The following is a 12,826-nucleotide window of genomic DNA, read 5'->3' as shown; positions in this document are numbered from 1 at the left end:
GACCGCATTTTTAGACGAAAAATTGTAAAATGTGAACTTATCATGTCAATTATGTAAATTTTTCATTGATGCTTTAAATGATAGTTAATCTGCAGCAGCAGACTTTTCACCCAAGTTTCGTAAGATTTCTCTGATAAGGCATGTTCTTCCAGTGTCTCCCATTTAAAGATCAGCTTTGAACCGGGTTTCTTCTGCGACAGCTTCGGCAGATGATAAGGCGCAATGGTCGCAATCTGCGGGAATTTACCAGGCCGCTCCACATCGTTCTGAATGACGATCAGCCTGCCTTCTGGACTAAGCTGCACCGCCCCCCGGCAAATAGGCTGCTCTGCCACTGCAATTTCATGCGCTATATGATCACCGTCCAGCATGAATCCTGTCCGGTCGAACTGCTGTGAAACTTCGTACACTTCTTCAGCGAGCAGCTGCTTCTGGTCCGCCGTCAGCTGAACCGTGTAATCAGTCTCAGCAATGTGGAAGACATCAGAGTAATAGATGCGCGCCAGACTGTAACGGTCGATTCCCCAGCTGCTCTCCTTCTGATGAACGAGCTGGTACAGCAGTGTCTTCTGGACATCCGTATACTGCCGGGACAGTTCAATAACGTCGCCGTCTTTGATCAGTCCTGTCAAACCATCGATTGATGCGTTCAATGTCTTATTGATTTTCAGCTGCATACCGCCGCCGACTGCCATATAAGCGCGCGTTCCTTTATCAGGTGTGCGGAACATCAGCGTATCGCCGCGTTCCATTAAATGCAGCTTGTAAGGAGCAACAGGCTTATCTTTCGTATAAGCTTTAAAGTCTGCTCCAGTAAGCGCAATTAAAGTGGGTTCATCAAAGTGGATGACTGGTGCGACAAACGTCATTTCGAGCGTTGCCGTATCAAGCGTGTTGCCTACCAGTGCATTGGCCAGTGTATGGGCAAGTGGATCACTTGCTGTGTCTTTATGGAATGTTGAAAACATCCCTGCTTTCTCAAAAATCATAACAATCCCTCGCTCTTTACTTTAAAATATAAGCACGGTAAATAAAATAAGACTTTAGACTGAGGCTACCAAAAAAGTGCCCTACCTAGTGACGGTAGAACACATCTAATAGAGCCAATACTTGTTCTCTCAAACCAAATACCAGGAAACCGACTATAATCACGGAAGTAATCATGGTTAAATAGAGCCATATGAGTGCTTTATTGATATTACCTTTTTTAAGTAATAGCTGTACCTGCTGGTTGCAGTAATAAATCCAGATACATAATCCAATGAGAAGCAGTAAGCTTATAATCATAATATTCTCCTATAACGTTTCGAGGTTAATACTTTCATTCTACGCTTTTCTCTCATGAATTACCATTAATAGTTGTGATTTCACTTTCAATACGAACAACGGTCCACTCGCGGAGTGAATTGATCATCCAGAATTTCAGCGCTTCCTTTTTATTCTCATACTCGTTGAGCGTCAGATCGCGCACTTTAATGATATGTTTATCGAGCAGTTCCTGCCGCATACATCCCCGCAGAAATTTCCCGGTGCCCGGCGTATAATACTCACCATCTAGCTCGTAGACAACATTACCGATATTGAATTCAGTAATATAGCCGCGCTTGTCATAATACAGAGAGAGACTGTCTTTATCAGCGGTATAATGGTCCCGGCACGAAGTCTTATACAGCAGTCTATCTTCGTCTTCTTCATCCATCAGCCGCAGCACAGCTTTTTTATTAGCTGCCGGTGGAAGTTCCTTTATTTCATAGAACAGTTTGTCAGAAGCAGCTGTGACACGCAGCAGCGCAGCATTGTCATTTGTCAGCTGCATGATGCTGTTCAGCCGGCGTGCATTCCAGCTCATATTGAAATGCTGCAAGCTGCGCGTCAACCGGTCCAGATGATAGTCCCGTCGCTTGACCCCTGTGTCATCAATACGCATCGTTTCAATCAGATGAAAGCTGCTTTGAGTCAATTCGTCGAGTATATGCGATTTAGCTTCCATCTCTTCATATTCTTTGTCCGCTAGAGAATCAATGGTAATGCCCCCGCCGACACCGTAAGTATAACTTTTCCCGTCTTTCACAAGCGTACGGATCGGCACATTGAAAATCGTTCTACCGTCCGGCAGCATGATGCCGCAGGCGCCGCAGTATACACTGCGCGCCGAGTCTTCCAGCCTGTCGATGACGGTCATCGTACTGATTTTAGGTGCCCCTGTAATCGAGCCGCATGGATAGAGCGCTGCAAATAATTCATTCAAGGTGATAGTGTCCGGCAGCACAGCCTCGATTGTTGACGTCATCTGATAGACGGTCGGATACGCCGTAATCTCAAACAGTGAAGAAACTGTCACGGTGTTTTTCAGTGCGATTCTGCTTAAGTCATTCCTCAATAGATCGACAATCATCACATTTTCAGCGCGGTCTTTTGTGGATGCCAGAAGTTGATGGCCATTATCTTCTCCTGCTGTTCTCGGCATCGTCCCTTTCATCGGTTTCGTATATATACGGCCTGATTGGCGGTCGTGTTCAAAGAACAGCTCGGGCGAGATGCTGATGACCGCTGCCTCGTCTTCCTCGATATAACACGTATAGTGCCCATTCTCTTTTCTGGTCAGCAGTTGATACACCGCGTACGGCACATTATCGCTGACTGACTTTAAACGGACTGTGTAATTGACTTGATACGTATTGCCTCGTCTGATTTCCTCCTGGATTTCAGCGATGTGCTCGATCACTTGTGCTTTTGGTGTTTCAAATTCAAAAGTCATCGGCGCTGTCATCAGTTCTCCCTCAAAAGGAGCGACTGGTGCATCAAAGACATAAAAAGCAGCATACGTCTCGACTTCTTTGACGCTCATACGATCAGACCAGGCAGCTGCCGCTTCATAAGCCATATAGCCGACTACATAATGGTCCCTGCTGTATCGTTCCGCCTCCTGCAGAACGGGCGGCACTTCAGCCGGCGATCCTGCTTTCAGCACTTTAACTGGATTTTCAAAATAATAGTCTATAGGCTGATGGTCTGTAAGCGAGATAAAATGAACACAGGCTCTTATCATCGGCTGCACCTCTTCAAAAAATTAGCGAGCTGTTCCCGCCCGCAGTCCGTCAGTACGGATTCCGGATGGTACTGCACAGCTTCAATGGGGAGCGAGCGATGGCGGACTGCCATGATGACATCATCCGCTGACGCAGTAATCGTCAGGCAGTCAGGAACAACTGACGCTCTCAGTGAATGGTAGCGTCCGACAGCAAGCGGGTTTTTTAATCCTTCAAACATCCCTTGTCCGTCGTGAGTCATCATCACTTGATGCCCATGAACCGGCGGCCCCTGGACAACTTGTCCGCCGAATGCTGCCACGATCACCTGAAAACCGAGACATATGCCGAGCAGCGGATACTTGCCCTGAAACTCCCGGACAACAGCCAGGCAGAGCTCTGCTTCAAGCGGATGCCCGGGTCCCGGTGAGATGATGATGGCTTCCGGATGAAGCAGGGAGATTTCTTCAAGTATGAGTTCGTCAGGAGTCCGGACAACAACGTCATAATCCAGCCCTTCTAAATAATGAACAATATTATAGGTAAATGAATCATAGTTATCTATCATCAGCAGCATGCTCATCATGTCCTTATCATTAATTTCTTTAAGTATAAACTTTTTTCTGTTACAATGAGAAACGAATTTAATATAAGAGGTTCCTAGCGCATACCCTCTATAAAAAACTAGTACGACATCTTGCTAGGGAAAGATGTCTTTTTTTATTGGAAAAGGTGAATATAATGAATGGACAATTATTAAATGATAAAGCACTTGTCGTCTTCAGCGGCGGTCAGGACAGCACGACATGCATGTTCTACGCGCTGAAGCATTTCAAGGAAGTTGAGCTCGTGACGTTCAACTACGGCCAGCGACATGCACTTGAAATTGAGGTGGCAGAACGCATTGCACAGGATCAGCAGTTGACACACCACGTGCTGGATATGTCGCTTCTGGCACAACTTGCACCGAACGCACTGACCGACCATACAATGGCTATTACAGCCGAAAACGATATTCCGAACACGTTTGTTCCGGCCCGTAACCTGCTGTTCATGTCATTTGCGGGCGCCCTTGCCTATCAGATCGGTGCCAGACATATCATTACCGGCGTGTGCGAAACCGATTTCTCAGGCTATCCGGACTGCCGGGACATATTTATTAAATCACTGAATGTCACGCTGAACTTGTCGATGGACAAGGACTTTGTCATTCATACCCCGTTGATGTGGCTCGACAAAACAGAGACGTGGGCACTTGCTGATTCGCTTGGTCAACTAGAGTACGTCAGAAACAATACATTAACATGCTACGAAGGCATTATCGCTGACGGCTGCGGCACATGTCCGAGCTGTCTATTACGAAATAACGGGCTCAATGCCTATATGAAAGAGAGAGAAACAAAATGATACAGCAGATTTATCCCCAAGTCGCCCATAACTATCGTTTCGAGCTTAACAAAGATATGAATTTCTCAAGTGCGCATTACATTCCGCATTCTGATGCAGGTGCATGCGGCAGAGTTCACGGCCATACGTATTTCCTCAATCTCACTATTGCCGGCAATACGCTTGATGATGCAGGATTTCTCGTGAATTTCAGCACGCTGAAGCAGCTTATTCATGGCCGGTTTGATCATCAGCTATTGAATGACCTGCCTGATATTCAAGATATCATGCCCTCCACAGAAAAATTAGCGGAACGCATTCATGAATTAGTGCAGGAGCACCTGAATACACTGCCGAATAAAGCGGTCTGTCTGCAAGTGTTTTTAAGAGAGACACCGACAAGCTACGTGATTTACCGGGGTGAGCAGTCATGAAAATTCCTGTAATGGAAGTGTTCGGACCGACTATCCAGGGTGAAGGGATGGTCATCGGCCGCAAAACCATGTTCGTCCGTACGGCAGGCTGTGATTTCAGATGCAGCTGGTGCGACTCCAAGTTCACCTGGGACGGCACAGCAAAAGACGACATCCGGATGATGACGGCTGAAGACATCATGAATGAACTGAAGGCGGTCGGTGGTGATTGTTTTGACCATGTGACTATATCAGGAGGAAACCCGGCCTTGATTAAAGGACTTAGTTCACTAGTCACTTTACTTCATGCTGAAGGCTGCGAAGTGGCGCTTGAAACACAAGGCTCTAAATTTCAGGACTGGATGACGGACATCAATCAGCTGACACTCAGTCCGAAGCCCCCGTCCTCCGGTATGGTTCATAACCTGGCCGTACTGGACAGCATCATCAATCAGGTGAACAAAGAGCGCATCAGCTTGAAAGTCGTTGTCTTTGACGACGCTGATTACGCATTCGCACGGACGATTCATCAGCGTTACCCTGAGCTTAAGTTTTACCTTCAAGTCGGCAACCCTTATCTGGACGAAACAGTCAGCAATCATACAGAAAAACTGCTGGAGCGCTATGAAGAGCTGATTGACCGCGTTATGGATGATCATCAGATGAACAGCGTATTTGTAACACCGCAGCTTCATACACTGCTGTGGAGCAACAAAAAAGGTGTATAGCGCACACGAAACTGATATAATCGGCTTAATGTTTGTTTTCCAGGAGTGTGAGTTATGATTTTGCTAATGTCAATCAGCGTGATTACAGTAATCGTTCTTCACTATTTATTCAGCCGGTATTATGCTCAATATTTTATTGCTTATCTTCCGGCTGCGATGACGATGACGGCACTTATTACGTATCCGCTCTCCGGTGAAGGGAACTTCATCAACCGTGCTTTTCTTTTGACTATCGTCTGTCAGCTGTTTGTCATCATTCTGCTCTCGATGAGAGGCATGCTGCCGCTGACTGTCCGCTGCAAGCGGGAATGGACCGGTCTGACGTTAGTCATCTGCTTATTAATTCCGCTGTTGTTTTCTACAAGTGATTCATCAGTTTATTTATCGACTGCTTATTTGAGTATCAGTGTTTTTATAACAGGCTATATTCTGTTTACACTGGGCGTGATTGACCGGCCGCTGGAGCGGAGTAAAGACAGCATTTACCGGTATATGACGTACCCTGTTCGTTATGGTCTGCTGCTGATGTACAGCACGGTCATCCTGCTGACATTTTTTATGCCTTATAACTATTTATATATACTCTGGTTTCTGCTGCTCATCCTCTTTGTTTTAAGACGTGAGCAAGTAAATTAAGAAAAAATATAAGTTTTGTGTTTAACTTTTTAAGCAGGTGGTATATATACAGCATGAGAGCTTTCTCATCATAATTTAATGTTCTTATTACTTACTTATCAGGAGGAAACATACATGGGCTTAATTCTTACATTAATCATGGGTGGTCTTATCGGCTGGATTGCTGGTATGATTATGGGTACTGATATTCCCGGCGGAAAAATCGGTAATATTATCGCAGGTTTAATCGGTGCTTCACTTGGCGGCTTTCTATTAGGCAGCTGGGGTCCTTCAATCTGGGGCGTTCACATTTTACCGGCTTTAATCGGTACTATTCTTTTAATCGCGATTGTGTCAATCATATTAAACATGATGCACCGTCGTCGTTAATTAAAAAAAGAGCCTGCGGGCTCTTTTTTTTGTGCTGTCTATCCTGCTATCATTCGACAGTATATGGAATGATTTGTATACTGGAAGTATTAAGGAGGGTGACTTAAATGAACAATCATGAAATAGATTACAAAATTTATGGTGATGATATTCAATATGTAGAAATCGAACTGGATCCTAATGAAACTGTTATTTCTGAGGCCGGCAGTATGATGATGATCAAACCGGCGATTCAGATGGAAACAATCTTCGGTGATGGCGCCTCTTCCGGCGGCTCAGGGTTTATGGACAAATTATTTGCAGCCGGGAAACGTACATTGACGGGTGAAAGCCTGTTTATGACGACGTTCACTAACCGCGGTACAGGTAAAGAACATGTTTATCTGGCGGCCCCTTATCCCGGTAAAATCATTCCAATCGATCTGGACCGTCTCGGCGGTGAATTCATCTGCCAGAAAGATGCATTTTTAGGCGCGGCTAAAGGCGTCTCAGTGGGCATCGCCATCCAGAAGAAAATCGGCGTCGGCTTTTTCGGCGGTGAAGGATTTATTATGCAGCGTCTGTCAGGTGATGGCATGGCATTCATTCATGCAGGCGGTGCGATCATCCAGAAGGATCTTGCGGCCGGTGAAGTGCTGCAAGTCGATACAGGCTGTTTAGTAGGAATGACAAGCAGCGTGAGTTATGACCTGGAACGCGTTCCCGGCATTAAGACAAAGCTGTTCGGCGGAGAAGGTGTCTGGTTCGCGCGGCTTGAAGGCCCGGGCACTGTTTATGTCCAGTCTCTGCCGTTCTCCCGTTTAGCGAGCAGAATATTTGCTGCGGCGCCACCCACCGGGGCTACTAGAGGTGAAGGCAGCTCACTTGGCGGTCTCTTCGATATACTCGGCGGAGATAACTAAATAAAACAAAGAGCCGCATTGTGCGGCTCTTTGTTTTGCCCATAGTTCATGCTTATTTATCGTTTCGGCTCATAATTCAACTGGGTGAACAGTTCCTGTCGTTCGCCAGCTGTAAGATCCTGCCATTCTCCGTTTTTCAGTCCGTCGATTAAAATATTCATGACCCGGATGCGCTTCAGCCGCCGCACGTCATATCCCAGCGCCTCGCACATTCTACGGATCTGTCTGTTTAACCCCTGCATTAAAACAATATTAAAAGTATGATCGTTAATTTTTTTTACTTTCGCAGGCAGCGTCACTGTATCAAGTATCGCCACACCTTCAGCCATCTTTGTCAAAAACTCAGCGGTGATTTTCTTGTCTACTGTCACGACATATTCTTTCTCATGCTTGTTCTCTGCACGCAGTATCTCGTTGACGATATCCCCGTCATTGGTGAGCAGAATCAATCCTTCAGAGTCTTTATCCAATCTGCCGATATGAAAAATCCGCTCGCGATGACCAACGAAATCAACAATGTTCCCTTTAATATGACGTTCCGTTGTTGATGTGATGCCTCTTGGTTTATTCAGCTTCAAATAAACATAGCTGTTATCCAGCGTAACAGGCCGGCCGTCTACCAGCACTACATCACCTTCTGCGACTTGACTGCCGAGTTCCGCCGGAAGGCCGTTAATCATAACGCGGCCGTCGTTAATGAACTTATCGGCCCCCCGCCGCGATGTGATTCCTGATTCAGATAAATATTTATTGATCCTCATGATTAACCTCCAAAAAAAGAGAGACACATGTCCCTCCCGTTTGATAATATAGCGAGCTCTGCAGTGAGATAAGTAAATCAAGCTATAGCGATTATTGATAGTCCTCTTCTTCAGAACTTGTCCGTGAAGTATTGAATTCCTTATGCAGCGCAACAGATTTAATCTGATGATTCTCCGCATCCAGTATGACCCATTTATCATAGGTCGTATCCACATAATCGTCAATATCAATGTCTGGATTCTGTGCCTGCAGCCAGCCGCCGATTGTATCAATATCATCAGCGTCTTCAAATTCAATGCCAAACTGTTCTTCGATTTCATCGAGCAGTACACGTCCGTTAATCTGATACGTGTTATCCCCGGTGCGGATAATATCATTGACTTCATCATCATCGAATTCATCACGGATTTCACCGACAATTTCCTCAAGAATATCTTCCATCGTCAAAATACCAGCCGTCCCGCCGTACTCATCTATAACTAACGCGATATGGACGCGCTCACGCTGCATTTTAATCAATGCATCACTGATTCTCGTCACTTCGTGAATCAGCGGCAGTTCATGAATATGCTCCTTAATTCTGACAGGATCACCTGAAGCATACTTTGTCAGAAACTCTTTGACATTGATGAAGCCGATAATATGGTCTTTATCACCGTCTTCAGAAATTGGATAGCGCGTGAACTGATGTTCGTTGACAACTTCCAGCAAATCTTCAATATTGAAAGGCTGTGTCATCGTGATCATCTGTGTACGCGGCACCATAATATCTTTTGCCAGACGTTCATCAAATGAAAAGATATTCTGCATATAAGCGAGTTCCGTATGATTGATCTCGCCGCTTTGATAGCTCTGCGTCATAATAATCTTCAGCTCGTCTTCGCTCATCGCCTGTTCATGTCCTGAAGGCTGAACGCCGAATATACGTAGAATCAGTCGTGCTGCTCCGTTCATCGACCAGATCACAGGTTTCATCACGACGCCGAAGAAATACAATGGTCGGGCAAATGCCAGCGTCATACGCTCCGCATATTGAATCGCCAGTGATTTAGGAGACAGTTCTCCGACGACCACGTGAATAAACGTGACAATCGCAAAGCTCAGTGCAACCGTAATAGGTTTAGCCAGTTCAGCAGGCACATGAATCAAATGCAGTACGGGATGAATGACTGATGCAAACGTCGATTCCCCGATCCAGCCAAGACCAAGCGCTGTCACTGTAATTCCAAGCTGGCATGCTGATAAGTAATAGTCCAGTTCATGCACCATGTGCTGTACAGTCTTCGCTGATTTGTTGCCCTCTGAGACAAGCTGATCAATCCGCGACGTTCTGACTTTCACCAAACTGAATTCTGAGCCGACAAATAGCGCGGTCATCGCTATAAGAAAAATAAATAATAATAAACTTGATAAGGTCGATATGTCCAATTAATTCCCTAAGAGTAGGGATTCACCTCCGGTAGTAGTTGTGAGTGCAGGAGTCAGGTCAAGATGTTGATAGTCTAAAGCCTTCCCAATGCAGTCACCTCCTTAAAACGCCTAATAGTTAGTATCATTTTACCACACTCAAGCGATGAAATGTGGATTTTTCGCTTTTAAGTGCTCCAAGATAGAGAGAGAGGTTCACGACCTGTCATCTGCACTCATATGATGCACACAAAAAAGCAGTGAATAAGCTGAGCTCTCTTTCTCCGAATGAGTCGTTTCGAAGTGTCAAGATGTTCATGCTCTTCACTGCTTATTGATTACGCTTGAGCCGCGCGCTCCGTATCCATTTCCTGTGCCAGCTCTTCTTCAGATAACTTCGGCTTAATCAAGCCGTAAATAACTGCTGAAATCAGTGTACCGACTACTAAGGAAACAAGGAAACCAAAGAGATGGCCTTTATCAAGTCCTGCGACCCATAGACCGCCGTGCGGTGCCGGAATACGGCAGCCGAACGCCATTGCCATCGCGCCTGCTGTTGCACTGCCGGCAATCATGGACGGGATGACGCGCAGCGGGTCAGCTGCTGCAAACGGGATCGCGCCTTCTGTGATGAATGAAGCTCCCATAATTAAGTTCGACACTATAGAACCGCGCTGAGTTTTCGTGTATTTACGTTTGAATAACATCATCGATACCGCAATCGCAAGCGGCGGTACCATACCACCGATCATCGCTGCTGTAATCGGTGCGTAGTTGTTCCCAGCAATCGCTGCAATACCGAATGCATAGGATGCCTTATTAATCGGTCCACCCATATCTATTGCCATCATGCCGCCTAAAATCAGCCCTAATAACACAATGTTGGCACCGTTCATGCCGCTGAGCGTTGTATTCATCCAGTCATTCAGCCACTTTGTCGGCGGATTGATAATATAGTACATAATGAGTCCTGTACTCAATACACCGAGCAATGGATAAAGCAGTGTCGGCTTAGTCCCTTCAAGTGCCCGGGGCAGAAAGCTCAGTAATTTCTTAATGCCCTGCACTAAATAACCCGCAAGGAAACCGGCAATCAGACCGCCGAGGAACCCTGAGCCGCCGCTCATTGCCAACATACCGCCGACCATACCCGGTGCAAGACCTGGACGATCTGCGATACTCATCGCGATGAATCCTGCTAAAATCGGAATCATCAGCGCAAAGGCACTGCCGTTACCAATTGTCCATAACGCTTGTGCAAACGGATTGTAATCACTCTTTGTTGGGTCAAATGATGTAATACCGAACATGAACGCAATCGCCATTAAAATACCGCCGGCTACAACAAATGGCAGCATGTTGGATACACCGTTCATTAAATGCTTATAAAATCCTGTTTTTTCGCTGCCTGTGCTGGACGTGCCTGCACCGCCTTTAGCAACGAATTTAGGACGCGACTCATCCTGAGCCATAGTGATTAGTTCTTCCGGCCGCTTAATGCCGTCTGCTACCGGCACCATGACGACATTCTTGCCATGGAAACGCGCTGTATCCACATTGACGTCAGCTGCGACGATAATGCCTTTTGCACGTCTGATTTCGTCAGCAGTCAGTTTGTTTTTAACGCCGCCGGAACCATTTGTTTCAACTTTGATCGGTACACCCATTCTCGCCGCTTTATTTTTCAGTGAATCTGCTGCCATATACGTGTGCGCAATACCAGTTGGACATGCAGTAACCGCCAGGATAAGATTTTCATCCGGCTCCTGCGTAGGGGCTGTCACTACCGCCGCTTCTTTATGGCGTTCCTCCGGTTCGTCGTGTGCATCAATAATAGCGAGCACTTCTTCTTTGGAGCGTGCGTCAAGGAGCTGACGGCGGACGTCTTCATTCATCAGCATTCCTGAAAGCTTTGCCAGCGCGTCGAGATGCGTCTGTGCACCGCCTGCCGGTGCCGCGATCATGAAGAACAAGTGTGCGGGAGTGCCGTCAAGTGACTGATAGTCTACACCTGGTTTAGATTTACCGAAGGCGATGGCCGGTGTTTTAACGGCATCAGTCTTCGCATGAGGGATGGCTATTCCTTCGCCGATTCCTGTCGTACTTTGAGCTTCACGTGCGTGAATCGCCGCGTGATATTTTTCTTTATCGTTTAGTTTCCCTGCTGACCACAACGTGTCAACCAGTTCGTTGATTACTGCATCTTTCGAGGATGCTCTTAAGTCCAGAGCGATGGTTGACGCTGTCAGTAAGTCTGTTATTCTCATTCTTTAGCCTCCATTAAAGTCGTTATTGTGATCTGTTCCATTATTTTGTCTATATCATGCTGCTGTGCTAAATCTTCTGTAAATGCTGTTGCAGTACCTGATGCTACGGCGCGTCTGAAACTGTCCTCCAGTGATTCATTGTTCGCGAGTCCAGCAATCATTCCCGCTACAGTCGAGTCACCTGAGCCGACTGTATTGATGACCCGGCCTGACGGCACAACTGCTTTCAGGACCAATGTATCAGTGACAAGAAGCGCGCCGTCGCCCCCGAGTGAGACGAGTACTTGCTTCGCACCTTTAGCCATTAGTTTGCGGGCGCACTGCGTAATTGAAGTATCGTTATCCAGTGTCTCACCGAACATTTCTTCGAGCTCCACTTTGTTAGGTTTGACGAATTCCGGCCCGTATGACAGGACAGAGTCAAGCAGTTCTTTCTCTGCATCAACGACGAACTTAACATCGCGGTCTGTGCAGCGCTGTGCAATCTTGCTGTAGATAGTCTGGTCAAGCGTCCCTGGCACACTGCCGGAAATAATGACGAGATCATCACCTGTCAGCTGCTCCAGCTGTGCCAGAAACGCTGCTTCCTGTGCTTTTGTCACCTCTGGTCCTGGTGCATTGATTTCTGTCTCGCTGCCCCCTTTTAATTTCACGTTAATACGCGTGTCTCCATCAACATTCACAAATGCGGTCTGAATGCCGCTCTCTATCAGCTCGTGCTCAATGAATTTCCCGGGAAATCCACCGGTGAATCCTAATGCCACAGAATCAACGCCATGTTCTTTCAGCACTCTTGAGACATTGATGCCTTTACCGCCGGCAAACTTATAAGTCGCTGCCGCCCTGTTTAACGCACCAAGCTCAAACTGTGATGTGAACATGACATAGTCAATGGACGGATTTAATGTCACTGTGTAGATCATATCG

General features: G+C 46.5%; 13 protein-coding genes. 6 read left to right on the top strand and 7 right to left on the bottom strand.

From position 1 onward, the window contains the following. Positions 1-62 precede the first annotated feature (62 nt). The 3 genes from ERX35_RS00630 to ERX35_RS00620 all read right to left on the bottom strand — a co-directional run bounded on the left by ERX35_RS00630 (position 63) and on the right by ERX35_RS00620 (position 3,606). A complete protein-coding gene (locus tag ERX35_RS00630; protein ID WP_149457972.1) occupies positions 63-989 on the bottom strand; it encodes a 5-oxoprolinase subunit C family protein in 927 nt (308 codons plus the stop codon). A 350-nt stretch (positions 990-1,339) separates the two neighbouring features. Then, positions 1,340-3,049: a chorismate-binding protein gene (locus ERX35_RS00625; RefSeq protein ID WP_149457971.1), complete on the bottom strand. Its 1,710-nt coding sequence runs from the start codon at positions 3,047-3,049 to the stop codon at positions 1,340-1,342. Then, entirely contained in the window at positions 3,046-3,606 is a 561-nt protein-coding gene (locus ERX35_RS00620; protein ID WP_149457970.1) for an anthranilate synthase component II, read from the bottom strand. The genes ERX35_RS00625 and ERX35_RS00620 overlap by 4 nt, the downstream gene beginning before the upstream one ends. A gap of 164 nt (positions 3,607-3,770) precedes the next feature. Between ERX35_RS00620 and queC the strand changes: the two genes are divergently transcribed. The 6 genes from queC to ERX35_RS00590 all read left to right on the top strand — a co-directional run bounded on the left by queC (position 3,771) and on the right by ERX35_RS00590 (position 7,463). Then, positions 3,771-4,436, top strand: coding sequence for a 7-cyano-7-deazaguanine synthase QueC (queC, locus tag ERX35_RS00615; protein ID WP_149457969.1), 666 nt, complete (start codon positions 3,771-3,773; stop codon positions 4,434-4,436). Beyond that, a complete protein-coding gene (gene queD / locus ERX35_RS00610) occupies positions 4,433-4,849 on the top strand; it encodes a 6-carboxytetrahydropterin synthase QueD (RefSeq protein ID WP_149457968.1) in 417 nt (138 codons plus the stop codon). Before queC ends, queD begins: the two co-directional genes overlap by 4 nt. Further along, positions 4,846-5,556, top strand: a complete 711-nt coding sequence (queE, locus tag ERX35_RS00605; RefSeq protein ID WP_149457967.1) for a 7-carboxy-7-deazaguanine synthase QueE — start codon at positions 4,846-4,848, stop codon at positions 5,554-5,556. Before queD ends, queE begins: the two co-directional genes overlap by 4 nt. A 54-nt stretch (positions 5,557-5,610) precedes the next feature. Then, the gene (locus ERX35_RS00600; RefSeq protein ID WP_149457966.1) at positions 5,611-6,192 is read left to right on the top strand and encodes a hypothetical protein; all 582 of its coding nucleotides are present in this window, start codon (positions 5,611-5,613) and stop codon (positions 6,190-6,192) included. A 114-nt stretch (positions 6,193-6,306) separates the two neighbouring features. Then, positions 6,307-6,561, top strand: coding sequence for a GlsB/YeaQ/YmgE family stress response membrane protein (locus tag ERX35_RS00595; protein WP_149457965.1), 255 nt, complete (start codon positions 6,307-6,309; stop codon positions 6,559-6,561). 107 nt (positions 6,562-6,668) lie between these two features. Beyond that, entirely contained in the window at positions 6,669-7,463 is a 795-nt protein-coding gene (locus ERX35_RS00590; RefSeq protein ID WP_149457964.1) for an AIM24 family protein, read from the top strand. 56 nt (positions 7,464-7,519) lie between these two features. Here the strand turns inward: ERX35_RS00590 and ERX35_RS00585 are convergent, their stop codons facing one another. The 4 genes from ERX35_RS00585 to pfkB form a co-directional block, all read right to left on the bottom strand. Continuing rightward, positions 7,520-8,224, bottom strand: coding sequence for a pseudouridine synthase (locus ERX35_RS00585; protein ID WP_149457963.1), 705 nt, complete (start codon positions 8,222-8,224; stop codon positions 7,520-7,522). Between the two features lie 91 nt (positions 8,225-8,315). Next, positions 8,316-9,653 carry a hemolysin family protein gene (locus ERX35_RS00580; RefSeq protein ID WP_149457962.1) on the bottom strand — a complete coding sequence of 446 codons (1,338 nt, stop codon included), beginning with the start codon at positions 9,651-9,653 and terminating at the stop codon, positions 8,316-8,318. 317 nt (positions 9,654-9,970) lie between these two features. Further along, the gene (locus ERX35_RS00575) at positions 9,971-11,899 is read right to left on the bottom strand and encodes a PTS fructose transporter subunit IIABC (RefSeq protein WP_149457961.1); all 1,929 of its coding nucleotides are present in this window, start codon (positions 11,897-11,899) and stop codon (positions 9,971-9,973) included. Further along, complete coding sequence (pfkB, locus tag ERX35_RS00570) at positions 11,896-12,822, bottom strand: 1-phosphofructokinase (RefSeq protein WP_149457960.1); 927 nt, start codon at positions 12,820-12,822, stop codon at positions 11,896-11,898. The genes ERX35_RS00575 and pfkB overlap by 4 nt, the downstream gene beginning before the upstream one ends. Positions 12,823-12,826 lie beyond the last annotated feature (4 nt).

The organism is Macrococcus equipercicus, assembly GCF_004359525.2.
Taxonomy (GTDB): Bacteria; Bacillota; Bacilli; order Staphylococcales; family Staphylococcaceae; genus Macrococcus; species Macrococcus equipercicus.
The sequence above is the reverse complement of the archived record's forward strand: the minus strand, read 5'-3'. Positions and strand labels throughout refer to the sequence as shown.